This is a genomic window from Streptomyces sp. NPDC047049 (assembly GCF_040643995.1).
Taxonomy (GTDB): Bacteria; Actinomycetota; Actinomycetes; order Streptomycetales; family Streptomycetaceae; genus Streptomyces; species Streptomyces mooreae.
This window is the reverse complement of sequence record NZ_JBEYVM010000001.1, coordinates 104,253-130,040: the sequence shown is the minus strand read 5'-3', so window position 1 is coordinate 130,040 and position 25,788 is coordinate 104,253. Positions and strand designations below refer to the sequence as shown.

General features: G+C 70.8%; 19 protein-coding genes, 1 tRNA gene and 2 pseudogenes. 16 read left to right on the top strand and 6 right to left on the bottom strand.

Annotated features, from left to right (window positions below):
* Positions 1-730 precede the first annotated feature (730 nt).
* The 5 genes from ABZ851_RS00610 (at position 731) to ABZ851_RS00590 (ending at position 6,584) form a co-directional block, all read left to right on the top strand.
* Complete coding sequence (locus ABZ851_RS00610) at positions 731-3,136, top strand: sodium-translocating pyrophosphatase (protein ID WP_361120148.1); 2,406 nt, start codon at positions 731-733, stop codon at positions 3,134-3,136.
* A 218-nt stretch (positions 3,137-3,354) separates the two neighbouring features.
* On the top strand, positions 3,355-3,939 hold the full coding sequence (locus tag ABZ851_RS00605) for a small secreted protein (RefSeq protein ID WP_088799127.1): 585 nt from the start codon (positions 3,355-3,357) through the stop codon (positions 3,937-3,939).
* A 131-nt stretch (positions 3,940-4,070) separates the two neighbouring features.
* Positions 4,071-5,609 (top strand): methyltransferase, encoded by a 1,539-nt coding sequence (locus ABZ851_RS00600; protein ID WP_361120144.1) that lies wholly within the window; start codon positions 4,071-4,073, stop codon positions 5,607-5,609.
* A gap of 153 nt (positions 5,610-5,762) precedes the next feature.
* Positions 5,763-5,960, top strand: a complete 198-nt coding sequence (locus ABZ851_RS00595) for a hypothetical protein (RefSeq protein WP_093492105.1) — start codon at positions 5,763-5,765, stop codon at positions 5,958-5,960.
* 219 nt (positions 5,961-6,179) lie between these two features.
* Entirely contained in the window at positions 6,180-6,584 is a 405-nt protein-coding gene (locus ABZ851_RS00590; protein WP_361120140.1) for a hypothetical protein, read from the top strand.
* A gap of 31 nt (positions 6,585-6,615) precedes the next feature.
* On the opposite strand, the gene ABZ851_RS00585 is transcribed toward ABZ851_RS00590, so the two are convergent.
* Both ABZ851_RS00585 and ABZ851_RS00580 read right to left on the bottom strand, forming a co-directional pair.
* The gene (locus tag ABZ851_RS00585) at positions 6,616-7,056 is read right to left on the bottom strand and encodes a DUF2752 domain-containing protein (RefSeq protein WP_361120137.1); all 441 of its coding nucleotides are present in this window, start codon (positions 7,054-7,056) and stop codon (positions 6,616-6,618) included.
* A complete protein-coding gene (locus tag ABZ851_RS00580; RefSeq protein WP_361120135.1) occupies positions 7,053-7,751 on the bottom strand; it encodes a hypothetical protein in 699 nt (232 codons plus the stop codon). Before ABZ851_RS00580 ends, ABZ851_RS00585 begins: the two co-directional genes overlap by 4 nt.
* Positions 7,752-8,256: 505 nt before the next feature.
* Here ABZ851_RS00580 and topA point away from each other — a divergent pair.
* The 5 genes from topA to ABZ851_RS00555 all read left to right on the top strand — a co-directional run bounded on the left by topA (position 8,257) and on the right by ABZ851_RS00555 (position 18,406).
* Positions 8,257-11,109, top strand: coding sequence for a type I DNA topoisomerase (topA, locus tag ABZ851_RS00575; protein WP_361120132.1), 2,853 nt, complete (start codon positions 8,257-8,259; stop codon positions 11,107-11,109).
* 177 nt (positions 11,110-11,286) lie between these two features.
* On the top strand, positions 11,287-14,700 hold the full coding sequence (tmk, locus tag ABZ851_RS00570) for a dTMP kinase (RefSeq protein WP_361120129.1): 3,414 nt from the start codon (positions 11,287-11,289) through the stop codon (positions 14,698-14,700).
* 309 nt (positions 14,701-15,009) lie between these two features.
* Entirely contained in the window at positions 15,010-16,305 is a 1,296-nt protein-coding gene (locus ABZ851_RS00565) for a DNA polymerase III subunit delta' (RefSeq protein WP_361120126.1), read from the top strand.
* Between the two features lie 337 nt (positions 16,306-16,642).
* Positions 16,643-18,229 (top strand): alpha/beta hydrolase, encoded by a 1,587-nt coding sequence (locus ABZ851_RS00560; RefSeq protein WP_361120123.1) that lies wholly within the window; start codon positions 16,643-16,645, stop codon positions 18,227-18,229.
* 103 nt (positions 18,230-18,332) lie between these two features.
* Positions 18,333-18,406, top strand: a tRNA-Thr gene (locus ABZ851_RS00555).
* 129 nt (positions 18,407-18,535) lie between these two features.
* Here the strand turns inward: ABZ851_RS00555 and ABZ851_RS00550 are convergent.
* Positions 18,536-18,691: a hypothetical protein gene (locus ABZ851_RS00550; RefSeq protein WP_361121842.1), complete on the bottom strand. Its 156-nt coding sequence runs from the start codon at positions 18,689-18,691 to the stop codon at positions 18,536-18,538.
* Between ABZ851_RS00550 and ABZ851_RS00545 the strand changes: the two are divergent.
* The 4 genes and pseudogenes from ABZ851_RS00545 to ABZ851_RS00530 form a co-directional block, all read left to right on the top strand.
* Positions 18,657-19,277, top strand: a pseudogene (locus tag ABZ851_RS00545) (mobilization protein); the annotation flags it as partial. The gene ABZ851_RS00550 and the pseudogene ABZ851_RS00545 overlap by 35 nt on opposite strands.
* Before the next feature lie 275 nt (positions 19,278-19,552).
* Complete coding sequence (locus tag ABZ851_RS00540; RefSeq protein ID WP_361120120.1) at positions 19,553-19,870, top strand: WXG100 family type VII secretion target; 318 nt, start codon at positions 19,553-19,555, stop codon at positions 19,868-19,870.
* Entirely contained in the window at positions 19,870-21,177 is a 1,308-nt protein-coding gene (locus ABZ851_RS00535) for a DNA/RNA non-specific endonuclease (protein ID WP_361120117.1), read from the top strand. The genes ABZ851_RS00540 and ABZ851_RS00535 overlap by 1 nt, the downstream gene beginning before the upstream one ends.
* Before the next feature lie 6 nt (positions 21,178-21,183).
* Positions 21,184-21,714 carry an SMI1/KNR4 family protein gene (locus ABZ851_RS00530; protein ID WP_129294784.1) on the top strand — a complete coding sequence of 177 codons (531 nt, stop codon included), beginning with the start codon at positions 21,184-21,186 and terminating at the stop codon, positions 21,712-21,714.
* A gap of 95 nt (positions 21,715-21,809) precedes the next feature.
* On the opposite strand, the gene ABZ851_RS00525 is transcribed toward ABZ851_RS00530, so the two are convergent.
* From ABZ851_RS00525 to ABZ851_RS00515, 3 genes and pseudogenes are all read right to left on the bottom strand, one after another.
* Positions 21,810-21,959 (bottom strand): hypothetical protein, encoded by a 150-nt coding sequence (locus tag ABZ851_RS00525; RefSeq protein WP_361120113.1) that lies wholly within the window; start codon positions 21,957-21,959, stop codon positions 21,810-21,812.
* A 184-nt stretch (positions 21,960-22,143) separates the two neighbouring features.
* A pseudogene (locus tag ABZ851_RS00520) lies at positions 22,144-22,637 on the bottom strand (GNAT family protein).
* Positions 22,638-23,051: 414 nt separating this feature from the next.
* Positions 23,052-23,813 (bottom strand): methyltransferase domain-containing protein, encoded by a 762-nt coding sequence (locus tag ABZ851_RS00515; RefSeq protein WP_361120110.1) that lies wholly within the window; start codon positions 23,811-23,813, stop codon positions 23,052-23,054.
* A 131-nt stretch (positions 23,814-23,944) separates the two neighbouring features.
* On the opposite strand from ABZ851_RS00515, the gene ABZ851_RS00510 reads away from it, so the two are divergent.
* Positions 23,945-25,081 (top strand): histidine kinase, encoded by a 1,137-nt coding sequence (locus ABZ851_RS00510; protein ID WP_361120107.1) that lies wholly within the window; start codon positions 23,945-23,947, stop codon positions 25,079-25,081.
* Entirely contained in the window at positions 25,078-25,728 is a 651-nt protein-coding gene (locus ABZ851_RS00505) for a response regulator transcription factor (RefSeq protein WP_361120104.1), read from the top strand. The genes ABZ851_RS00510 and ABZ851_RS00505 overlap by 4 nt, the downstream gene beginning before the upstream one ends.
* Positions 25,729-25,788: the final 60 nt, after the last annotated feature.

The window sequence follows — 25,788 nt, the reverse complement described above, 5'->3', positions numbered from 1 at the left end:
CTGCGCTCGCCCGGTCGCTTTGTGTGCGCCCCTGCTGCCCCGCGCACCCCCTGCCGCCCGCGCCTTCTCCGGCCGGCCTCTGTGGTCGGTCGTGCGCTGACCGGGCGCCTGGGCGTGCCTGAGCGGGCTCCGCGCCCCCTCGTCCGGCAGCCCCTCGCTCCAAGCCCGGCAACTCCGACTCCGGCCCTCCCCGTGGCCCCTCAGCGGCACCTCAGCGGTCCCTCAGCGGTCCCTCAGCGGTCCCTCAGCGGTCCCTCAGCGGTCCCTCAGCGGTCCCTCAGCGGCCCCTCACCGCAGCCTCTCGATCCGGCCTCGTGCATCGCGATCCGGACTCGATCTGACGTGCTCTCATCGGGCGCCGGGATGCGTCCCGCGCGCCGCGGGTCACCCGTTCGGCCGTATCCGGGCGGATCAATTCTCTCCGGGGTCACGCGAGCCTTTGTCGTCCCGGGTTCCGGGGTGGCGTCCGTGAGCAGCGGCGATCAGTTCGCCCCCATGGACGATCAATACGACAGAGAGATCATCGGGCGGCGGTCAGTGAATTTGCGCCTTTCCTTCGTCCGGGCGAATTCCGCGCGGCGTCAGCCTTTTGATCTTCGCTGCTATCGGCGAATTCCCTTTGACGCGTACTGTTTTGATCAACCGCGGCTCCCTACAATCCGTCCACATCTTGCTCAGGACGCCTGAGCGTGCTTCCGCGCGCCCATGTGCCAAACGTCAAGGAGGACGAATGGCGGGGCCTTACACCCCTCAGTTGCTTGACACCCCCACTTTTCTGGCCGGGCCCTCGCTCACGGCGGGTAACCGCGGCATCGTGCTGGTGATCGCCGTGGTCGCCCTGGCGGCGCTGGCTGTCGCGGCGGTGCTGGTCCGCCAAGTGCTCGCGGCCGGTGAGGGAACCGACAGTATGAAGAAGATCGCGGCGGCCGTACAGGAAGGCGCAAATGCCTACCTGGCACGGCAGTTGCGGACTCTCGGCGTATTTGCCGTCGTGGTGTTCTTCCTGCTCATGCTGCTGCCCGCGGACAATTGGACGCAGCGCGCCGGACGCAGCGCCTTCTTCTTGATCGGCGCCGGATTCTCGGCGGCCACCGGCTATATCGGGATGTGGCTCGCCGTGCGCAGCAATGTGCGCGTCGCCGCGGCCGCACGGGAAGCCACTCCGGCCGAGGGCGATACCAAGAAAAAGGATCTTACGGCGGTCTCCCACAAGGCGATGAAGATCGCATTCCGTACCGGTGGCGTCGTCGGCATGTTCACCGTGGGGCTGGGCCTGCTCGGCGCGTCCTGCGTGGTGCTCGTGTACGCGGTCGACGCGCCCAAGGTGCTGGAGGGCTTCGGTCTCGGTGCCGCGCTGATCGCGATGTTCATGAGGGTCGGCGGCGGCATCTTCACCAAGGCCGCGGACGTCGGCGCCGACCTCGTCGGCAAGGTCGAGCAGGGCATCCCCGAGGACGACCCGCGCAATGCCGCGACCATCGCGGACAACGTGGGCGACAACGTCGGTGACTGCGCCGGTATGGCCGCCGACCTCTTCGAGTCGTACGCGGTGACCCTGGTCGCCGCCCTCATCCTGGGGATGGCCGCCTTCGGTGACGCCGGGCTGGCCTTCCCGCTGCTGGTCCCGGCCATCGGGGTGCTCACCGCGATGATCGGCATCTTCGTCGTCGCGCCCCGGCGCAGCGACCGGAGCGGTATGACGGCGATCAACCGCGGTTTCTTCATCTCCGCGGGCATCTCGCTGGTGCTGGTGGCCGTCGCGGTGTTCACCTACCTGCCGTCGAGCTACCAGGACCTGACCGGCGTCACCGACACCGAGGTGCTGGGCCGTAGTGGCGACCCGCGGATGCTGGCGCTGGTGGCGGTCGCCATCGGCATCGTGCTGGCGGGGCTGATCCAGCAGCTGACCGGCTACTTCACCGAGACCAGCCGGCGGCCCGTCCGGGACATCGGCAAGACCTCGCTGACCGGCCCGGCCACGGTCGTGCTCTCCGGTATCTCCATCGGCCTGGAGTCGGCGGTCTACTCGGCGGTGCTGATCGGCCTGGCCGTCTACGGGGCGTACCTGCTGGGCGGCGCCTCCATCATCCTGGCGCTGTTCGCGGTGGCGCTGGCCGGCACCGGCCTGCTGACCACCGTCGGCGTGATCGTGGCGATGGACACCTTCGGACCGGTCTCCGACAACGCGCAGGGCATCGCCGAGATGTCCGGCGATGTCACCGGTGACGGCGCGCAGGTGCTGACCGACCTGGACGCGGTCGGCAACACCACCAAGGCCATCACCAAGGGCATCGCCATCGCGACCGCCGTACTGGCCGCGGCCGCGCTCTTCGGCTCGTACCGGGACGCGATCGCCACCGCCGTGCGCGACATCGGCAACGCCGCGAGCGGGATGGGGCTCAGCCTGGACATCTCGCAGCCCAACAACCTGGTCGGGCTGGTCCTCGGTGCCTCGGTCGTCTTCCTGTTCTCCGGGCTGGCGATCAACGCCGTGTCGCGGTCGGCGGGAGCGGTGGTTTTCGAGGTGCGGCGGCAGTTCCGCGAGCGCCCCGGAATCATGGACTACACCGAGCAGCCCGAGTACGGGCGGGTCGTCGACATCTGCACCAAGGACGCGCTCCGTGAGCTGGCCACCCCCGGGCTGCTGGCCGTGCTCACCCCGATCGCGGTCGGCTTCTCGCTCGGCGTCGGCGCGCTCGGCTCGTTCCTGGCGGGTGCGATCGGCACCGGCACGCTGATGGCGGTCTTCCTCGCCAACTCCGGTGGCGCGTGGGACAACGCCAAGAAGCTCGTCGAGGACGGCCACCACGGCGGCAAGGGCAGTGAGGCGCATGCCGCGACGGTCATCGGCGACACCGTGGGTGACCCGTTCAAGGACACCGCGGGCCCGGCGATCAACCCGCTGCTGAAGGTCATGAACCTGGTGGCGCTGCTGATCGCGCCCGCTGTGGTGAAGTTCTCATACGGCCAGGACAAGAGCATGGGCGTGCGGATCGTCGTCTCCGCACTGGCGCTCGCCGTCATCGTCGGTGCGGTGTACGTCTCCAAGCGGCGCGGAATCGCCGTGGGTGACGAAGACAACTCCGAAGACCCGGAAAGCATCGCCAAGTCGGCCGAGACGGCGGTGGCGTCCTAGCCGGAAGGCACCTCCGGAAGGGCCCGCTGACCGCTCAACTGGGCGGGTGGACGGCGTATTTTGCAGACGCCGTCCACCCGCCTTCCGCGTGCTCGGGTGGCCCTGCGGTTCTTGGTGCAAATGGCTGCAATGAGGGCAGGGCGGGTTGCCCGACCGGTGGCCCAGGCCGTTTGGACGTGTATGTTCCGGGGCCGAGAGCCATGGAAGGGACCAATCCGGTGAACAAGAAGCTTGTGGCTGCACTGTCCGGCGGTGCGGCACTGGTGCTCGCGCTGACCGGCTGCAGCGACGACAGCAACAAGAAGCTCAATGACTGGGCGAAGAGTTTCTGCGACCCTGCGCAGGCTCAGTTCAAGAAGATCCAGGACGCCAACGGCGCCATGCAGACGGCCGACAACGGCAGCACCGACTCCAAGAAGGTCCAGCAGACGGACTCGGCGGCCTTCCAGAAGATTTCGCAGGCCTACGCCTCGCTGGCCACGTCTCTGGAGAAGGCCGGGCCGCCGCCCACCGACCAGGGCAAGCAGGCACAGCAGAACGCCGTCAAGGAGCTGAACTCGCTCTCCAAGGGCTATGCGGACCTCCAGAAGCAGGTCAACAAGCTCGACACCTCGGACAAGCTGAAGTTCGCGGACGGGCTGCGCGAACTCTCCAGCGGCATCAACAAGCTGAACAAGCAGAGCGAGGCGGCCTTCAAGAACCTGGAGTCCGGCGAGGTCGGCACGGCGATGGCCGCCCAGAAGGGCTGCCAGAACCCGGCCGCGTCCGGCTCCCCGGCACCCACGCAGTCCAAGAAGTCCTAGGAGTCCTGGGAGCGGCGGGGAGCCTGCGGCGAACGTCCACCGCAGGCTCCGTACGGCCCGGCGACGCGCCCGAGAAGGGTGTGGCGCCGGGCCGTCGCCGATTGTCAGTGCCAGGGCCGACAATGGTGGACGTGAGTACGCACCTCCCCACCGCCGATGTCCAGAAACCCGAGAGCACCGCCCGCACCGCCCGGCTGCGCGAGGCGTTGCTGGCCGCCTCCTTCACCGCCGACGGGCTGCTGGATCTGCTCGGCGGGCCGGCCTATGCCGCGCTGGCGCGCAGCGAGACCGTCCCCGCCCTGCGGGCGACGCGCGGCGACAGCCCGTTGGAGACCCTGGTGCGGCTGTTCCTGCTGCAGCGGCCGGTGGGGCTGCGGCGGGCGCAGGCCGCGCTGCCGGTCGCGGACTGCCTCGCCGACGGCTGGCTGGTGCAGGACGGCGACGAGCTGCGCGCCAGTGTGGACGTGCGTCCCTATGGCGGCCCCGAGGGGCAGGACTGGTGGATCGTCTCCGACCTGGGCTGTGCGGTCGGCGGCGCCGGCGGCATCCGGGGCGCCGGGGAAGCGGACCGCTCAGAGCTGGTGCTCGGTGTCGGCGGTGCCTCCACGACCCTCGCGGGAATCACGGTGCGCAGGCCGGTCGCCAAGGCGCTCGATCTCGGTACGGGCTCCGGCATCCAGGCACTGCACGCCGCTCAGCACGCCACCCGCGTCACGGGCACCGACCTCAACCCCCGGGCGCTGCGGATCGCCGCGCTGACCCTGGCGCTCTCCGGGGCGGGGCCGGCGGATCTGCGGGAGGGCTCGCTGTTCGAGCCCGTGGGTGACGAGACGTACGACCTGATCGTGTCCAACCCGCCGTTCGTGATCTCGCCGGGCGCCCGGCTCACCTACCGCGACGGCGGCATGGGCGGCGACGACCTGTGCCGGACGCTCGTCCAGCAGTCCGCCGCGCATCTCAACGACGGCGGGTACTGCCAGCTGCTGGCCAATTGGCAGCATGTGGCGGGCGAGGAGTGGCACGACCGGCTGCGCTCCTGGGTGCCGGCCGGCTGCGACGCCTGGATCGTGCAGCGCGAGGTGCAGGACATCACCCAGTACGCCGAACTGTGGCTGCGTGACGCGGGCGACCACCGCGCCGGGGACGAGGCGTACGCCGCGCGGTACGACGCCTGGCTCGACGAGTTCGAGGCACGGAAGACCAAGGCCATCGGCTTCGGCTGGATCACGCTGCGCAAGTCCGGGTCGGATTCCCCGTCCATCACGGTCGAGGAATGGCCGCATCCGGTGGAACAGCCGCTGGGGGAGTCGGTCGTACGGCACTTCGACCGCCAGGACTATCTGCGGGCCACGGACGATGCGGCGCTGCTCGCCGGCCACTTCCGGCTCGCCGACGAGGTGGTGCAGGAACAGGTGGGGCTGCCCGGGGCGGAGGACCCCGAGCACGTGGTGCTGCGTCAGAACCGCGGTATGCGGCGGGCGACGAAGGTGGACACGGTCGGCGCGGGCTTCGCCGGGGTGTGTGACGGCTCCCTTCCGGCCGGGCGGATTCTGGACGCCATTGCCCAACTCGTCGGCGAAGATCCGGTTCTGCTGCGGGACCGTACGCCGGCCTCGATCCGGATGCTGGTCGAGCAGGGGTTCCTGGAGCCGGTGGCCGCGGGCGGCTGACCCGGTGGCTGCGGGCGGCTGACAGGGGAGAGCGACGGGGGAGCGGGAGAGGAAGGGGGATGTGGGGGAGCGGGGCGGGAGAGGCACGCGGCGAGCGGGAGTAGTTCATCCGGCGTTCGCCGGGATGCCGTCCTGGAGTGCCAGGCTGCCCGCATGGAGAGTGGACCCGAGGTGTTCGCCGGAGCGGCGTTCGCACTGTTCGGCGCCGGACTGCTGGTGTGGACGGGCGTCTGTGCACGCACCGGCGCCCCGGTCGCCGAGGGCGTCAGCCGGCCGTTCGCCGCGGTGACGGCGCTGCTGTTCGGGGTGGCGTTCCTGGCCACGGGCTGCTGGCTGCTGGCAACGTTGTAGCCGGGGGCGCCGGGATCTGTTGTCCCTGCGTCGTCCTGCTGCCAGAAGATGACACCCCGACAACTGCCGTTGCGTGGGGCTACGTTCACTTCACGCCAGTTCTGTGACAGATGGCCGATGTGTGGTGGTACACGGGAACTTTTCCGGGCCGTTGGCCATGTTCCTCAGTGAAGGTCAGCAACGACCGGCACGCTCACGACCCTTCAGTGAGGAACCAAAATGAATCGTGCACTCCGCTACGCCGCCGTCGGCACCATCGCCGTTTCCCTGCTCGCCGGCGGCTCGGCCGCGGCCTTCGCCGCGCCGCAGGACCTCCACTCGCCCACGCCGGTCGTGGCCACCGCCCCGGCAGCGGCCGCACTGACGGCCAAGGCGAGCGTCTCCACCGTCAACGCCTGGCAGGAGTTCCGGATCTCCGGCACCGCCAAGGGCATCAAGGCCGGCACCAAGGTCACCGTCCAGCAGAAGCAGGGCACGAAGTGGGTCTCGCTGCCCGCACAGACGCCGGTGAACGCCGGCGGCACGTACTCGGTACGGGTCAAGCTCGGCCTCAAGGGCGTCAACCAGCTCCGTATGGGAGCCGGCAGCACCGTCTCCCCGGTGGTCAAGGTCACCGTCCGCTGACACCGGCTGGTCCGCTGACGCCGGGCGGCCCTTAACCGACCAGGTTGCGGGCGATCATCCACACCGCGGCAATGCCGAGCACCACGGCGTTGCCGCGGGCCGGGAGGCGCGGCCGGTAGACCCGCCCGCCGATCCCGGCGACCAGCCAGCGCCCGACGGCGTACGCCACGGCCGGGCCGGCCAGCGTGAGCAGCAGCGCGTTGTCGTGGAAGGCCCGCACGACATCGCCGTGCATCAGGTCGTACGCCATCCGTGTCCCGCCGCACAGCGGGCACAGCAGCCCGGTGGCCCATTTGAACGGGCAGGGGAGCAGCAGCTGCCCCGGTTGGTGCGGATCGGTGTGCCAGAGATAGACGGCGGCCGCCGCCCCGGCGCCGAGGGCGATCGACGCCTGGCGGACGGTACGCGTCCGGACCGATTTCGCGCTGGGTCCCGCGGGCTCGGCGGGACCCCATGGCGTGCCGGGGCTCACACGCTCAGCGACCTGGCGTAGTTGACCTGGTTGAGGACGAACATCACCTGCTCGCGGGACTGCACCGGGATCATCGTGGAGTGGTGCCGGCCTCCGCTGTTCACCGTGACCTGCACGAAGCCGGTGGTCACCCGCTCCTTCATCAGCAGGAAGAGCAGGCCGAGCAGGCAGAAGAAGAAGAAAACGACGGCGAGCACGACCGCGTGCGTCGGCATCTTCTCCTCCGTGCGCGACATGTCCGTCGCCGTCCAGACCGCGCCCCTGAGCGGCATCGGCCCGGCCGGCGTCATGATCGTGTCGCCGGTCACCGCGATGTCGCCGAGCGACAGCGCCATCCCGCCGGGCTGGGCCCCGGCCTGGTACCCGCCGGGGCCGGTCTGGAACCCGCCGGGCGCCGGCTGCGGCGGAGTGCCGGGCGGGAATCCGGGCGCGGGCGGCGCCGGGGCGTCGCTCGGGTAGCCGTATCCGGGCTGGGCATGGGGCTGGGCAGGTGGCTGCGGCGGCGAGCCGGCCTGCGGATAGCCGTATCCGGGCTCCCCGGGGCGGCCGCCCTGCGGCGTGCCGTAACCGGCATCGGCGGGCTGAGGGCCGTCCGGCTTGGCGTAAGGGTTCTGGCCGGACTGACCGGACTGACCGGACTGGCCGGACTGACCGGCCGGCTGGTCCGGCGGCGGTCCGGGGTGCTGGTTCGCCATGGGTGAGGTCCCCCCGAGGGTGCGTGATGACGGCAGTACTCGACTCGAACGGCGAGCCGTGCCGTTTCCATCCTGCCAGCCCGCTTACGTGCTGTATCAAGGCAATGACGGCAACCGGCGCCGCCCTGTGACAGTCGCCGGTCCGCGGACGGTGCGGCGTGCGACTGCGGGCGGGTGGCGGACGGCCGGGATCCGTCACTGTGTGACATCACCGAGGGTGCCGGAGCTGCGCCGCGCGGGGAACGTCCGAGGTGGGCGCCGGGGAGCCGTACGGCGCCGCCGTGATCCACAAGGCGCGCCCCGGGCCCGTAGTGAGCGCCCGAAGCGGTCCGGGCGGCATGAAGGCATGTAGTCGGGTTACCGTTCGAGTGGCGTTGCGGGGTTTTTCCGTTTGACACGGGGCCGGGAGGTACCGTCACACTCCGCAGCGTCAAGCGTCACCGCATTGCGCCCCCGGCGTCCGGCCGGGGGGCATTTCCAGCGTCGACCGGAGAGAAGAGCGAAGTTGTCCCCGACCAGCGAGACCACAGACGGCGGCGGCCGCCGACTCGTCATCGTCGAGTCGCCTGCCAAGGCGAAGACGATCAAGGGCTACCTCGGCCCTGGCTACGTGGTCGAGGCGAGCGTCGGACACATCCGCGACCTGCCCAACGGCGCCGCAGAGGTCCCGGCGAAGTACAAGGGCGAGCCCTGGGCACGCCTCGGCGTGAATGTCGACGCCGACTTCCAGCCGATCTACGTCGTCAACAGTGACAAGAAGGACCAGGTCAAGAAGCTCAAGGAGCTGCTGGCCGAGTCCGACGAGCTCTACCTCGCCACAGATGAGGACCGCGAGGGCGAGGCCATCGCCTGGCACCTCCAGGAGATCCTGAAGCCCAAGGTCCCCGTCCACCGGATGGTCTTCCACGAGATCACCAAGGACGCGATCCGTGAGGCCGTCGCCAATCCGCGCGACCTGAACCAGAAGCTGGTCGACGCCCAGGAGACCCGCCGGATCCTCGACCGCCTCTACGGCTACGAGGTCTCGCCGGTCCTGTGGAAGAAGGTCATGCCCCGGCTGTCGGCCGGCCGGGTGCAGTCCGTCGCGACCCGGCTCGTCGTCGAGCGGGAGCGCGAGCGCATCGCCTTCCGCTCCGCCGAGTACTGGGACCTGACCGGCACCTTCGCCACGGGACGCGCGGGTGACGCCAGCGACCCGTCGACCCTGACCGCCCGGCTCAACACCGTCGACGGCCGCCGTATTGCGCAGGGCCGTGACTTCGGTCCCAACGGGCAGCTCAAGAACGACGTCCTCCATCTGGACGAGGCGAACGCCCGCGCGCTCGCCGCCGCCCTGGAGCACACCGACTTCGCGGTGCGCTCGGTCGAGTCCAAGCCCTACCGCCGCTCGCCGTACGCCCCGTTCCGGACGACCACCCTCCAGCAGGAGGCCAGCCGCAAGCTCGGCTTCGGCGCCAAGGCGACGATGCAGGTGGCGCAGAAGCTGTACGAGAACGGCTTCATCACCTATATGCGTACGGACTCCACCACGCTCTCGGACACCGCGGTCGCCGCGGCCCGGGCGCAGGTGACGCACCTGTACGGCGCGAACTACCTGCCGGACACGCCGCGCACCTACGCCGGCAAGGTCAAGAACGCCCAGGAGGCGCACGAGGCGATCCGCCCCTCCGGCGACCGCTTCCGCACCCCGGCCGAGACCGGTCTGACCGGCGACCAGTTCAAGCTCTACGAGCTCATCTGGAAGCGGACCGTCGCCTCCCAGATGAAGGACGCGACCGGTAACTCCGTCACCGTCAAGATCGGTGGCCGGGCCGCCGACGGCCGGGACGCCGAGTTCAGCGCGTCCGGCAAGACCATCACCTTCCACGGCTTCCTCAAGGCCTATGTGGAGGGCGCCGACGACCCCAACGCCGAGCTCGACGACCGCGAGCGCCGGCTGCCGCAGGTCGCCGAGGGCGATGCGCTCGCCGCGCAGGAGATCACCGCCGACGGGCACGCCACCAAGCCGCCCGCCCGCTACACCGAGGCCACGCTGGTCAAGGAGCTGGAAGAGCGCGAGATCGGCCGCCCGTCGACGTACGCCTCGATCATCGGCACCATCCTCGACCGCGGCTATGTCTTCAAGAAGGGCACCGCGCTCGTCCCGTCCTTCCTCTCCTTCGCGGTGGTCAACCTCCTGGAGAAGCACTTCGGCCGGCTGGTCGACTACGGCTTCACCGCCAAGATGGAGGACGACCTCGACCGCATCGCCCGGGGTGAGGCGCAGGCCGTGCCGTGGCTGCGGCGCTTCTACTTCGGCGAGGGCGATGCCACGGGAGCCGCCTCGGACGCCGGGAACGGCGACGGCGACCACCTCGGCGGCCTGAAGGAGCTGGTCGAGGACCTGGGCGCCATCGACGCCCGGGAGATCTCGTCCTTCCCCGTCAGCGACGACATCAAGCTGCGGGTCGGCCGCTACGGCCCGTACGTCGAGCGCGGGGAGAAGGACGCCGAGGGCCATCAGCGCGCCGATGTCCCCGACGACCTGGCGCCCGACGAGCTGACCGTGGAGTACGCGGAGGAACTGCTCGCCAAGCCGAGCGGCGACTTCGAGCTGGGCATGGACCCGGAGTCCGGCCGCCAGATCGTCGCCAAGGACGGCCGCTACGGCCCGTACGTCACCGAGATCCTGCCCGAGGGCACCCCGAAGACCGGCAAGAACGCGGTCAAGCCGCGCACCGCCTCGCTCTTCAAGTCGATGTCCCTGGACACCGTGACCCTGGCGGACGCGCTCAAGCTGATGTCGCTGCCGCGCGTCGTCGGCAAGGACCCCGAGGGCGTGGAGATCACCGCGCAGAACGGCCGCTACGGCCCGTATCTGAAGAAGGGCACCGACTCGCGCTCCCTGGAGAGCGAGGAACAGCTCTTCACGATCACGACCGACGAGGCGCTGGCGATCTACGCACAGCCCAAGCAGCGCGGGCGGGCCGCCGCCAAGCCGCCGCTGAAGGAGCTGGGCACGGACCCGGTGAGCGGCAAGCCGGTGGTGGTCAAGGACGGCCGGTTCGGTGCGTATGTCACCGATGGCGAGACCAACGCGACGCTGCGGCGGGACGACGACGTCGAGACGGTCACCGCCGAGCGGGGCTACGAGCTGCTGGCGGAGAAGCGCGCCAAGGGGCCGGCCAAGAAGACCGCGAAGAAGGCGGCCAAGAAGGCGCCGGCCAAGAAGACGGCCGCGAAGAAGACGGCCGCCAAGAAGACCGCGGCGAAGAAGACCACCGCGGCGAAGACCGCCACGGCGAAGAAGACGACTGCCAAGAAGGCCACCGCCAAGACGGCGGCGGCGAAGAAGACGGCGGCGCCGGCGGAGGACTGAGGCCCGCGCCGCTTCGGCCGCGCCGGTAAAGCGGAGGGCGCGGGCGCGCCGCTTCCGGTACGGCCGCGCCGGCAAAAGCGCAGGACATGGGCGGGTACAACGGATGCGTTCCGTTGCACCCGCCCATTTGTTCGGGTGGGCGCTCGACGGCGTGCCCCGTCCCGCTAGGCTGGCGGGATGACGCGTGCCGAGCAGCCAACGGTCGTGACCCCCACATCAGGCGCCCTAGCGGCGGATTCCCGCGAGCGCGCCGTGCGAGCCCTGCTCCGCTTCCCCCCACTGAAGCGATTGTGGAGCGCCCAGTTTGTCGGGGGCATCGGCGATGCCCTGTCCATGCTTGTCCTCGTACTCCTCGCCCTGCAGGCGGCGTTGTACGTCCCGTTGGGCGGCGAGCCCGTCTTCGGCGGCGGCTATCGGGGAGCAGCCCTTGCGGTCACCGCGGTCTTCGCGGCCCGGATGCTGGCGACGCTGCTCTTCGGGGCCGTCCTGCTGGGCCCGCTGTCGGCGATGACGTCGCCCGCCGCGCGTGCGGGGGGATCCTCGTCCGGCGGGCCGCTGGACCGGCGCTGGACCATGATCGGCGCGGATGTGCTGCGGCTCGCGCTGCTGGTCATCGCACCCCTCTGGATCGACTGGACGCCGGGTGACGCACTGGCCTGGCTGCTGGTCACGGTCTTCGTCACCGGTGTCGCCGAACGCTTCTGGACCGTCGCGCGCGAGAGCGCCGCACCCGGGCTGCTGCCCGCACCGCCCCCCGAGGGCTCCGCCGTACGCCCCCTCCCCGACAACATGGACGCCCTGCGCCGCCTCTCGCTGCGCACCGGCTTCGTCTCGCTGCCGATCGCGGCCGCCGCCCTGGTGGTCGTCACGCTCATCAGCAAGCTGCTGGGCACCGGCATCGACTGGTTCCACCTTCACCAGGCCGCGCTCGGTTCGTATGTGGCCGCCGGTCTGTTCGCCGCCTCCGTATCGATCCTCTACTTCATCGAACTCCCCGGAGCGACGACGCCGCGGCCACGCTCCCCTCTGGAGGGGCTGCGCCGCCCGAAGGCGACGGGCACGAAGGCCGGAGCGACGGGCGAGGGCGACAAGCCGGAGAACGGGGCCCGGGCGGGCGCCGACAAGGGCCGTACGGGCGCGCTCCCGCTGCTGGTGGCGTCCTGCGCCGCGGTGGCCGGGGCGATCGCCGCGGCCGTCTCGCTCGCCGTCCTGCACGGCTACGACCTGGCCGGCGGTCCGGCCACCTTCGCGCTGCTGGTGCTCGCGCTGACCGGCGGTACGGCCGCCGGAATCCGTGCCGCCCACCGGGTGCTGCCCGCCCTCTCCCGGCGCCGGCTGCTCGCCCTTGCGGTGGCCGCCACCGGCCTGGGGCTGCTGGCCATGGGGCTGGTCCCGGACCCGACGACGGTGCTGGTGCTCGCGCTGCTGTCCGGCGTCAGCGCCGGTATCGCCGCCAATACGGGCCATGTGCTGCTGGAGCAGGAGACCGAGGAATCCCGTGCCGCCCGTACGACCGAGCATCTGCACGCCGTCGTACGGCTGACGGTCGCGCTGGCCGCCATCCTCGCGCCGCTGCTCGCGGCGATCATCGGTCCGCACCACCTCGGCAGCGGCACCTTCGACTTCGCCTACGGCGGCGCCGCCTACACCCTGATGCTGGCCGGCGCGCTGCTGCTGCCGGTCGCCGCCCTGGTGCTCGGCAAGGTCGACGACCGGCAGGGCGTACCGCTGCGGCGCGATCTGCGCGAGGCGCTGCGCGGGGGCGACCCGGCCCAGGCGCCCGCCCCCACCGGCTTCTTCCTCGCCCTCGAAGGCGGCGACGGGGCCGGCAAGTCCACCCAGGTCGAGGCGCTTGCGGAGTGGATCCGCCACAAGGGCCACGAGGTCGTGGTGACCCGTGAGCCGGGCGCCACCGCCATCGGCAAGCGACTGCGCTCGATCATTCTCGACGTCTCGACCTCCGGGCTCTCGGACCGTGCGGAGGCGCTGATGTTCGCCGCCGACCGGGCCGAGCACGTCGACAGCGTCATCCGCCCCGCCCTGGAGCGCGGCGCGATCGTCATCACCGACCGGTACATCGACTCCTCGGTCGCCTACCAGGGCGCCGGACGCAACCTCGCGCCCACGGAGATCGCCCGGATCTCGCGCTGGGCCACCGACGGCCTCGTCCCTCACCTGACGGTCCTGCTCGACATCTCCCCGGAGACCGCACGGGAACGCTTCACCGAGGCACCCGACCGGCTGGAGTCCGAGCCCGCCGAATTCCACCAGCGGGTGCGGGCCGGCTTCCTGGCACTGGCCGCCGCCGACCCCGCGCGCTATCTGGTCGTCGACGCCGGGCAGGAGCCCGAAGCCGTCACCACCGCCGTACGGCACCGCCTCGACCAGGTGCTCCCGCTGTCCGAGGCCGAGATCACGGCGCAGGCCGAGGCCCGTAAGGCGGCCGAGGAAGAGGCCCGCCGCAAGGCCGAGGAGGAGGCCGCGCGCAAGGCGGAGGAGGAGCGCCTGGAGCGCGAGCGCCAGGAGCAGCTTGCCAAGCTGCGCGCCGAGGAAGAGGAGCGCAAGCGCCGCGAGGCCGAGGAGGCCAGGGCGCGCGAGGAGGCCCGCCAGGCGGAAGAGGCCCGCAAGCGCGCCGAGGAGGCCCGCCAGGCCGCGGAGACGGAGCGGCAGCGGCGCGAGGCCGAGGAGCGGACCCGCCAGGCCGAACAGGAGCGGCTGCGCAAGCAGCACGAGGAGGAGGCGCGGCTGCGCAAGGAGGCCGAGGAGCGCCGCCTGGAGAAGCAGCGCAAGGCCGAGGACGCTCTGCTGCGCGCCGAAAAGGCCCGGATCGCGGCAGCCGAGGCGGCGGCCGCGGCGGAGGCCAAGGCGGCGGCCGAGGAGGCCGAGGCGGCCGAGGCGCCCACCGCGGAGACGTACGTCGCGGATCTGCGGAAGCGGCTGGGGCAGGACGGGGCCGATGACTCGGGCTCGTCGGGTTCTGGTGCGTCCGGTTCCGGCTCGTCCGGTTACGGATCGGGTGCTTCCGTTTCGGACGGGGAGCGGACCGAGGAGTCGCTGCCGCAGCCCGGGAGGCCGCAGGCCGGGACGCAGCAGTCCGGGACGCCGCAGGCCGGCGCGGCGGACGAGACGGCGGTGCTGCCGTCGGTGCGCGACCCGCACGACGCCTGGAGCGGCCGTGGCGCCGGTTCGGACGCGGAGGAGACCGCCGTGCTGCCGCCCGTGCGGGGCGACGGCGCGCGGGGCGAGGACGGCCGGGGCGACGCCCCTGCCGACCGCGTCCCGCCGTGGATGTTCCGCAAGGAGACGCCCCCCGCCGCGCACGGCGGCAGCGGTACGGCCTCGGGACACTCCGCCGCCCCTGCCGAGTCGCACGTGGAGCGCACCCGCGAACTCCCGCAGATCGATCCGGCGACCGGCCACCCCGTGGAGCCCCCGCAGCGCAGCCGCCCCCGCCCGGAATGGGCGGAGGAGACCCCGCTGGACGATCTGCCGACGCTCGCCGACGAACTGCTCGGCCCGCGCGGCGACGACGAGGCGGACGACGCCGCGGACGACCACGGCCGTCGCGGCGGCCGGGGACGGCGCGGCTGACCTCGCGTAGCCCGGAAGAAGCCCGGACGAACCGGCCGTGGCCGCGGCGCAACAGCTGCGGCCACGGCCGGTTCCGGCTTCGGGGCGGCTTCCTGCGGCCCCTGCGTGGTCCCCCTCCGGTCCCCTTCCGGTCCTCCTTCGGTCCCCTTCCGGTCCCCCTTCGGCCGACCGGCCCCGGCTTCCGGATTCGTTTGTCAGTGGGTTGCACCACAATGGGTCAGGTGTGGAGCACTGCGCGGTGTGCGGCCGGGCACCCGCCCACCTCGCATGGCACGAGCAGGACGGCACGGACAGGAACGGCGGACAGCGATGGCGGTATGGGACGACGTGGTCGGCCAGGACCGGGTGACGGCACAGCTGGCCGCGGCCGCGCGCGATGCGGACGCCTACGTCACCGCGGAGCACGAGAGGGCGGGAGCGGAGGCGGGCCCCGGGCCCGGTGAGCAGCCGCAGCCCGAGCCGCAGTCGGAGCCGGAGTCGGAACCGCGGCCGTCCGCCGACCGCGGCAGCGCCTCCCAGATGACCCACGCCTGGCTGTTCACGGGCCCGCCCGGTTCCGGCCGTTCCACCGCGGCCCGTGCCTTCGCCGCCGCCCTGCAGTGCGTCAGCCCGGACCGCGCCCTCGGCGGCGCCCCCGGCTGCGGTTTCTGCGACGGCTGCCATACGTCCCTGGTCGGCACGCACGCCGACGTCGAGATCGTCCGTACGGACCTGCTCTCCATCGGCGTCAAGGAGACCCGCGACCTGGTCCGCCGGTCCTCCCTCTCCCCGGCCGGCGGTCGCTGGCAGGTGATCGTCCTGGAGGACGCCGACCGCCTCACCGAAGGCGCCGGCAATGTCCTCCTCAAGGCCGTCGAGGAGCCCGCGCCCCGTACGGTCTGGCTGCTGTGCGCCCCCTCCGTGGAGGACGTCCTCCCCACCATTCGTTCGCGCTGCCGCCATCTCTCCCTGCGGACCCCGCCGGTCGGCGCGGTCGCCGACGTCCTCGTCCGGCGGGACGGCATCGAGCCGGAGGCCGCCGACCGTGCCGCCCGTGCCACCCAGGGCCACATCGGCCGGGCCCGCCGCCTCGCCACCGATGAGCGCGCCCGCGCCCGCCGGGCGGCCGTACTCAAACTCCCCCTCCGCGTCGACGACATCGGCGGCTGCCTCAAGGCCGCCCAAGAGCTGATCGACGCCGCGGGGGAGGACGCCAAGCAGGTCGCCGAGGACGTCGACACCAAGGAGACCGAGGAGCTGCGCGCCGCGCTCGGCGCCGCCGCCGGCACCGGCGGACGCCTGCCGCGTGGCACGGCCGGCGCCATGAAGGAGCTCCAGGACAAGCAGAAGCGCCGCTCGACGCGTACCCAGCGCGACAGCCTCGACCTGGCCCTGGTCGACCTCACCGGTTTCTACCGCGATGTCCTCGCCCTCCAGATGGGCGCCTCGGTACCCCTCGCCAACGACGAGGTGCGCGACAGCATCCACCGCATCGCCACCGCCTCGCCCCCCGAACGAACCCTCCGCCGTATAGAAGCCGTGATCGCCTGCCGCGAGGCCCTGGACCGCAATGTGGCCCCCCTCCTCGCGGTCGAGGCCATGACGGCAGCCCTCCGCGCCGGCTGACCACCACCCGTCGCAGCCCACCCACCGCAGCCCACCCACCCCCGCCGCACACCCGGCCCGCCCCTTCAAGGAGACGCACACACAACGTCCCCACCCGGATACTCTCCGTGCGAACGCGCCACTGTCCTCCCGCCCCCGACTCCGTCCCGCGCCCACCATCACCCTCACGACTGCCACCGCCCCCAGCACCGCCCCCTCAGCCCCTCCCGGCACTCCCCCCGGGCACTCCACCCCGGCACTCCTCAGCCCCCACCCGCACTCCATCCACAGGGACCTCCAGAGACCGGCACCGCACTCACCTCACCCCTATCCAGGGACCGAGACCAAGGGACCGTCCATGGCCACCAGCCGACTGCTCCGCACCTCCGCCGCTCTCCTCGCGGCCACCGCTCTGCTGATCTCCGGCTGCTCCTCGGGGAGTTCTTCCCCCGACGACGAGGCGTCTCCGGGCCGTTCCACGGAGGCCGGCGCCCAGCGCCCCGCCGGCGAGCCGACCCTCGCGCCCCTCCCGGCCTCGACCCCGGCAAGCCTCCGGTCGTATGACGACCAGAAGCTGAGCTGGCATCCCTGTGCGAGCAGCGGTTTCGAATGCGCCACGATGAAGGCGCCCCTGGACTACTCCCACCCCGGCGGGGGCGACATCAAGCTCGCGATCGCCCGAAGGAAGGCCACCGGCACCGGCCACCGACTCGGCTCCCTCCTGGTCAACCCGGGTGGCCCCGGCGGCGCGGCGATCGAATACCTCGAGAAGTACGCGCCACAGCCCGCCGCGGTCCGTGCGCGTTACGACATGGTGGCGATGGACCCGCGCGGCGTGGCTCACAGCCAGCCGGTCGAGTGCCTCACCAACCAGCAGATGGACCGCTACACCGAGACCGACCAGACCCCGGACTCACCAGCCGAGGTCAACAAGCTCGCCACCGCCTACCGCAACTTCGCCAAGGGCTGCGTGTCCCGCTCCGGCAAGCTGCTCTCGCATATCTCCACCGTCGAGGCCGCGCGCGACATGGACGTCCTGCGCGCTGTCCTGGGCGACAAGAAGCTCAACTACGTCGGTGCTTCCTACGGCACCTTCCTCGGCGCGACGTACGCCGGCCTCTACCCCACCCGCGTCGGCCGCATGGTCCTCGACGGCGCGATGAACCCGGAGCTCGACGCCCGCGCCACCAACGTCCAGCAGACCGCCGGCTTCAACACCGCCTTCACGGCGTTCGCCGTGGACTGCATCAAGCACAAGAACTGCCCCCTGGGCACCAAGAGCACCGAGGATGCCGCCAAGCAGATCTCCGCCCTCTTCAAAAAGCTGGACGCCCACCCGGCAGCCACGGGCGAGGACCGCAAGCTCACCGAATCCCTCGCCACCACCGGCCTCATCGCCGCCATGTACGACCAGCGCGCCTGGCCCCTCCTGCGCGAATACCTCGCCCAGGCCAAGGCCGGCAACGGCCGCGGGCTGCTCGCCTTCTCCGACAGCTACTACGAGCGCAGCCCGAACGGCTCCTACAGCAATCAGATGTACGCCAACCCCGCCGTCAACTGCATCGACCTCCCACCCGCCTTCACCGGCCCCGGCCAGGTCCGCGCCGCCCTGCCCAGCTTCCGCAAGGCCTCCCCGGTCTTCGGCGACGCCTTCGCCTGGGCCGCCCTGAACTGCTCCTACTGGCCGGTCAAGCCCACCGGCACCGCCCACCGCATCGAGGCCAAGGGCGCCGCCCCGATCCTCGTCGTCGGCACCACCCGCGACCCGGCCACCCCCTACAGCTGGGCCCAGGCCCTCGCCTCCCAGCTCTCCAGCGCCACCCTCCTCACCTACGAGGGCGACGGCCACACCGCCTACGGCCGCGGCAGCAAGTGCATCGACTCCACGATCGACACCTACCTCCTGGACGGCACCGTCCCCCCGAAGAACAAACACTGCAAGTGACCCACCTCACATCTCCACGCCCCACTCCCCACCCACCCCTGACCAGCTCCTAAACCGGTTACAGAGCACCCCTCCGCCATGTGTAGACTGGGCCGCGCACCACGCCGCCTTAGCTCAGTTGGCCAGAGCAACGCACTCGTAATGCGTAGGTCTCGGGTTCGAATCCCGAAGGCGGCTCCGTGAAAAGGCCAGGTCACACAGCCCGTGACCTGGCCTTTTGCGTTGCTCGGGGCATGACGCGTCACACGGCCGGGGTGCCGTGGGATGGCTTGCGTGAGCGACGCGTGAGCGGGGGCGCTCAGAGGCCTACTTCTCGGGCTTCCGGAGCCTGGCCTTCTTGTCGGCCTTGGGCTGGACGTTCGCCTTGGTCTTCGGCTTGCCGCCCTTGCCCTTGCCGGCGTTCTTCGCCGCGGCCTTCTTGGCCTTCTCCGCACGCACTCTGCGCAACGCGGCCCGCGACATCGCCCACACCGCCACTGGCCTCGACGGCAGCGCCCTCGCCGCCTTGGTCGCAGCGCTCGTCTAGGCCGCAATCGTCGCAGGACGCTGGCACGAGGCCCAGGGCCACGCCCACCGAGCCGACGCCGACCACCGAGCCCTCCAGCACCTTCAGAACGCCGCCGACCACGCCCTCACCCCCGAACTCACAGACCTCACGCAACGCCAGCCGAAGGAGGAGACCTGCCGCACCTGGCCAGCGATGTACGCGTCGCCGTCCCCGAGCGCGCCGAGCGGATCCTTACTGACACCGGCTGGCCGGCCCTCGCCACCGCCCTCGCCGACGCCGAAGCCCGCGGTCACAAACCCCACCAACTCCTCAAGGAAACAGCCGCCCAGCGCGAACTGGCCACCGCTCGCCAACCCGCCCGCGTCCTGATCACCCGCATCCAGCACACCGGACGCAACCCCATCCCCAACCGCCTCGCCGCAGCAGCCCGCGTCCGCACCACCACCAACGGCCCCGCACCCGCCCCGCGGACCCCACTTCGCGCAGCCCACGGCGGCAACCACGGCACCAGCCGCACAGCAGCGCCGCCTGCGCCACTAGCTACCGAACACGCCGCTGCACGACCGCGGCTCCGCTGAGGTCGTGCAGCAAGAGGCTGGACGTGCGCGCTGTGCATCGCCCCCTGTCGGAATCCGGCTGGTAGGGGGCTGCAGTCTTGCACGGGCCCACTGGCCGGGCAGCGGCGTACGGTGGCTGAAATGCGCTCCCACCAGGGCGATTGTCAGTGCGGTATGCGAGGGTCGCTATCTGTGAGCCGACGCATCGTCAGCGGCTCGCGACGGGTTACGAGTACACGGCCAACGGGGAGACACGGCATGGCTGGTGACGGCTTCGACGTAGACACCGACCAACTCAAGTCCGCCGCACCGACATTCCACCGAGAATCTGTAGCCCTGGAACGGGCGACAGCCAAGCTTCGCCACACGCTCGGCGGGCTGGGGGAGCCCTGGGGAGGGGACGAGCAGGGCAAGAAGTTCGAGCACGTCTACGCCCCGCACCTGGCACAGATCGAGAAGGCAGCAGCGGCCCTGGTCAAGGGCCTGTCCAGCATCACCAAGGCCATGAACGACATGGCCGCCAACCACGAAGACGCTGACCACTCGGCCAAGTCCGGCTTTGAGGGCGGTAAGTGATGGGCGCTGCCGACAAGGCCAAGGAGATAGTCCAGGACCTGACCGGCATGTGGTGGCCAGAGGGCAACGAGGGCGAACTCCGGGAAGCCGCGCGGGCCTGGCGTACGTACGCGGACGATGTCGAGGACTGCACGGCTGCCTGTCACAAGCGGGCCCAGGATGTGATCGACAACAACAAGGGCAAGTCGATCGATGCGTTCGGGGAGTTCTGGCGCAAGTACCACGGCGGCGGCAAGGGCTACCTCGACGACGTGGCCACGGCCGCCCGCGACATGGCCAAAGCCCTCGACAAGTACGCCGACCAGGTCGCCGAGGCGAAGAAGAAGATCGAGCACGAGCTGGAGATCGCCGGCGCGGTCCTGGTCGCCGGCACGGCACTGGCCCTCTTCACAGGAGGCATCAGCGAGGTCGCGGCGGCCGGTGCCACCGAGGCGATCGTTGCCGCGGCCAGTACGGCGGGCGTCGCCGTTTCCGCCACCGTCGCCGAGATCGCCGGAACAGTCCTGGCAACCGCCGCCATCGGTGGCATCGAAGCCATCACCGTCGACGTGGTCGTCGCCCAGGGCGGACGCAACCTCCTCGGCGACCAGCACGGCATCAACCTGGCTGAGATCAAGGACGCCGGCGTCAGTGGGGTCTTGCTGGGGGGCGCCCTCGGCGGCGCAGGCCGCACGGCGAAGGCTGTAGGCGACGCCGGTGGCTTCAAGAACGCCCTCGGCAAGATGAAGCTGGATGGCTTGGGCAACTTCAAGAACCCGCTGCGCGACTTCGAGATATCGCTGCCCAACTTGGGGGGCCCGCGCTTTGCGATGGCCGGCGAGGGGCCTGTCGGTCCGACCGGCCAGCCGCTGATGCGCAGCGCCGAGCGCGGCGGAGGGGGAGGCCGGGCACCTCAAAAGCCAATTCCGCCGTATGCCAAGCCGCTGGACAGCATGGGCCGAGCCACCGGCGTCGAAACGAGGATCACGCAAGACATGCTCGACACCGGCACCAAGGCATCCCGGCGGATGCAGCCCCCGGGCTGGGGAGGCGAACCGGCTGGTCACACGCGTGGACACCTCCTGGCCCGATCACTCGGGGGAGACGGCCGCTCTGAGGCCAACATCGTGATCATGCACAAGACGGCGAACAACGAGGTGATGGAAAAGCTCGAAGAGCAAATCTATGAAACCGTGAAGCAGCGCGGGAGCGTGGAGTATTCAGCGGCACCTGCCTACCGAAATCCAGGCGACATAATTCCTGCGGGCGTGCACGTCAGGGCCATTGGTCCTGGCCTGCACATCGACCAGACCATCATCAACAAGTAGGCGGCCATGACTGATCTCGAACTCTTGGCATCGTTTCGCGCAACTGGTGAAGCGGGACCGGTCATCAATGACTGGAAGGCCGCTGAGGAGGCCCTGAGCACAGCCTTTCCGCCTGCGTTCAAATCGTTTCTCGAAGCATTTGGCGGCGCGAAGTTCGATGACTTTCTGCGTGTGTATCGGGCAGGTGCCGAGAACGAGTACGCCGACCTGGTGGCGAACACGGTCACGGCGCGGCACACCATGGAGGTGACGCGGGACACGATCCGGGAACTGCTGGCAGAGCGGGGTGTGAAACCCTCGCAGCTGATCTGCTGGGGCGGCACGGACAACGCGGACATGTGCTTCCTGATCCCGCACGAGGACCCCGAGCAGTGGGCCGTCCTCACCGTCATCGGCCGTGGCAGGGAGTACGACCTGTACGAAGGTCCGGTGGAGAGCTATCTGCTGCGGATCCTCCGGGGTGACATCGTGAGCGAGGTCTTCCCGGACGACTTCCCCGATGAGGAACCGGGCTACGAGCGCAACCCGTGGATCTAGCGGGTGCAGCAACGCGCCTCCGATCCGGGCACGTGCCCGGATCGGAGGCGTCGTGGTCTTCGCCGCAACCTGCGACGAGCGTAACCGCTTCGCGGTCAAGCACCGCGGGCCTCGCAGCGAAGGCTGTCGGCGACGCCGGTGGCTTCAAGAACGCCTTCGGCAAGATGAAGCTGGATGGCTTGGGCAACTTCAAGAACCCGCTGCGCGACTTCGAGATATCGCTGCCCAACTTGGGGGTTCGGCACAGAAGGCATGATGGTGGTACCGCCGCCCCGAGCCCATGCCCTGGTTTAAGGGATGAGGCCGAGCGCCTCCGTGGATCTGACCGGGCAGGGGGCGGACCGAATGCAGTGCTGATGCACCGGCCATGACCGCATGCCGCGGTCATGGCTGGTGGGCGCTCTGCGATTGGTCACTGTGTGGCGGGAGTCATCCGTTGGCCGTCGCGGATCCGTCTGACTCCCGCCATTCATGATCCAGAACCGAGTACGTGATCGAGTCCCTCCAGGCTCCTCGTACGAACACGTGCTCCCGGATGCGGCCTTCCTCTGTCATGCCGGCGCGTAGCAGGGTCTTGGCGGAGGCGGTGTTCAGCGGTGCGCGAGCGGCCCAGATGCGGTGCAGGCCAAGGTGGTTGAAGCCGAGGGCGCACATCAGGTGAACGGTTTCGGTGCCCAGGCCCGCCCCCATGTGTGGGGGCGCAGGGCAAAGCCGATGGTGGCGGCTTTCTGGGCGTGTGGGTCGAGCGCCAGGCGGGCGAAGCCCACCAGGTCCCTTTCCTCCTGGCGGACCACACCGAGGGCGTATTCGGTGCGGGGTTGCTCGCCGGAGGAGGCGATGGAGCGGGCGACGATCTCCCCGGCCTGTTCATGGGTTCGGGGTTCGAAGCTCAGGTGGCGGGTGGCCTCGGCGTCACCGTAGATGGCGTGTACGGCGTCCACGTCGTCGCTGGTGAGTTCGCGCAACTGAAGCCGGGGGCCTGCGATGTCGACCGGATGCATGGTCGGGACCCTGCTCGCAGGCAGTGTTACCTGGGCAGGGCGGCGACAGGAGCCGCGGTGAACGCCTCGATTTCCTCCCGTGTCGTGCGAGGACTGGGCGGTACGTACAACTAGACCATGTCGCTCTGACCTGGGAGAACGGGATCTGATGGCACCTCCCACCGCTACCCGTCACGATCCCGCACCCCCTCGTAATGCGTAGGTCTCGGGTTCGAATCCCGAAGGCGGCTCCGTGGAAGCCCCAGGACTCACAGGCCGTGACCTGGGGCTTTTGCTTTTGGTGGATGGGGCGGCGACGCGGGGAGCGCTCCGTGCGCAGGGCGCCGGGCGTCCTCGTTATCGCCGGACGGGAGAATCCGGGGGCGCGACGTCTGCGGCCGGCTGGGGTGCCCTCAGGTGTGTCACCCGGGCGGGCGGCAGGTTGCGCCAGGCGACGCCGGCGCCGTTACCGGCCCCGTTGCCGTAGCGGGTGGAGAAGCCGTCCAGTACGGCCGCTACCGCGCGGTACCGGGCGGCCTCGGTGGGCCGGGCGAACAGGGTCCGCAGGGACAGCGTGCCGAGATAGCTGAAGAAGGTCAGATGACCGCCGGGGACCAGGGCGGCCATGTACCGCTCCAGCAGGGAACGCACCGTGTCGGGGGCGAAGTTCATGAAGGGCAGGCAGGAGACGATCACGTCGTAGCTCTTCGGGGGCAGCGGGGTGTGGCTGATCGACTCCGGGATGATCCGGATCTGTTCGGACGCGGCGGCCAGCACCGGGTCCGTGCGCAGCGCCCCGGTCAGCAGCTGTACGAACCGGGGGTTGACCTCCACGGTGTCCAGCCGGTCGCCGGGGCCGATGCGCTCGGCCAGCGCGCGGGTGACCGTGCCGGTACCCGCGCCGACCTCCAGGACGCGCAGTGGGCTGCGGCCGCTGGGGGCGGGCAGTGGCGCGGCGAGCCGCTGGGCGAGCGGGGAGCCGCTGGGGGCGACGGCGCCGGTGGTCTGCCGGGAACGGACGGACTCCTGGAAGAACGCGACGGCGGTGTTGCGCTGTCGCGGGCCGGTGAGGGCGGTGATCCCGGGAGCGGTTGCGGCAGTAGCCGGTGTCTGGTTCATGCGCACCACGCTAGGAAGCGGGCGGCCCCGTTCCATCGGCCGTTACGCCGCGGCCACCCCGTACGAAAGTAGGGGGTGACGGCCGCCAACTGGCCAAGGCCACAGGGGGGTTGGCTCACTATGCTGACCTGGTGAACGAGGTGAGAGGCCGGGCCTGGCCGTGGTGGGCCGAGGCGCTGATGACCTGCGTCGTCGGAGCGGGAGCGGTGCAACAGGCGTATGTGGCCGCGGGTGGCACGCTGCTCAGCCCCCGCGTCGGGGCGGCCGCGGTGCTGACCCTCCCGGTCCTGCTGCGGCGCCGCAAGCCGGTGCTCGCCGTGGTGAGCACCACGGTCGGCGCGGTGCTGCTGGGATCGTTCTTCCCCCTGCTGGTCGTGCTCTTCTACCGCGCCTCCCGGGGGCAGTTCGCCTTCGAGGGGCTGTGCGTGGTGGTCGCGATGGTCGGCAGTTCGCTGGCGCATCCGGGGAACAGCCTGTGGATGACCCGCAAATACGGGCCGCTGGCAGTGCTGCTGCTCGCGGTGGTCATCGGGCTGTGGACGGGCAACCGCCGTCGGCACGTCGCCTCGCTGGCCGAACAGGTCAGCCGTCTGCGGGTGGAGCGCGAACTCCGCGCGGAGCAGGCCCGGTTGGAGGAGCGCACCCGGATCGCTGCCGAGATGCACGATGTGCTCGCCCACCGGCTCACGGTCATCGCCCTGCACACCGGCGCCCTCAAGCAGCGGGCCGCCGACCTGCCCGGGCCGGTGGCGCACCGGATCGGCCTGCTGCGCACCGCGTCCACCGACGCGCTCGGCGATCTGCGGGACGTACTGGGTGTGCTGCGCGGCCACGACACCAAGGAGGCACCGGCCTCACGGGTACCCGGTCTGCCGGAACTCTCGACGGTGATCGACGAGGCGCGGGCGGCGGGACAGACGATCGAAACGGCCATCGAGGGCGACCCCGACTCCGTACCGGCCAGCCATCGGCTCGCCATTCACCGGCTGGCACAAGAAGCCCTGACCAACGCCCGTAAGCACGCCGCCGGAGCGACCGCACGGCTCGAGGTGCGCTATGGCCCGCCGGAGTCCACCGTGGTGATCCGCAACCCGGCCGGAACCCCGTCCGAGGCCGTGACCGAGGGTTCCGGCTACGGCCTGGTCGGACTGGCCGAGCGGGTCGCCGCGCTCAACGGCCAGCTGGAGTACGGTCCTACGGGATCGGGAGGCTGGCGGGTGGCCGCCACCATCCCGCTCGACGACGAGCGCGGCAGGGGGGCGGCGTGATCCGGACGATGATCGTCGACGACGACGGCCTGGTGCGGCTGGCGCTCGCCGACATCCTGGAGGAGGCCCCCGGCATTGTCGTCGCCGCCCAGGTTTCCGACGGGCGGGAAGCCGTTCAGCAGGCCACCGTGCAGCGCCTGGATGTCGTGCTGATGGACGTACGGATGCCTCACATGGACGGTATCGAGGCCACCAGGCAGCTGAGCGCGCTGTCCGAGCCGCCCAAGGTCGTGATGCTCACGACGTTCGACCTGGACCAGTACGTCTACGACGGGCTGGCCGCCGGCGCGGTCGGCTTCCTGCTGAAGGACACCGACCCCGCGGAGATCATCCGGGCCGTCGAGGTCGTCGCCGACGGGCAGGCGATGCTGCACCCCGCTGCCGCCCGGCGACTCATCGCGCACCATCACCACACGGCGCACGGCGCCCCGGCCGCCGCCCGGGCCCGGATGGAGCGCTTGACGCCGCGCGAGAGCGACGTGCTCGGGCTCCTGGCCGGCGGCGCGTCCAACGCGGAGATCGCCACCGGTCTGGGGATGCGGGAGAGCACGGTGAAGGCGCACGTCAGCCGCATTCTGGCCGCCCTTGAGGTGGACAACCGGGTGCAGGCCGCGCTGTGCGCCAGGGATGCCGGGTTGGTGCGGTGAAGGCCGGCTTTCCCGCGCCGATTGCTCCTGCTGAGCCGCCATGCGCGAGGCGAGCGTCAG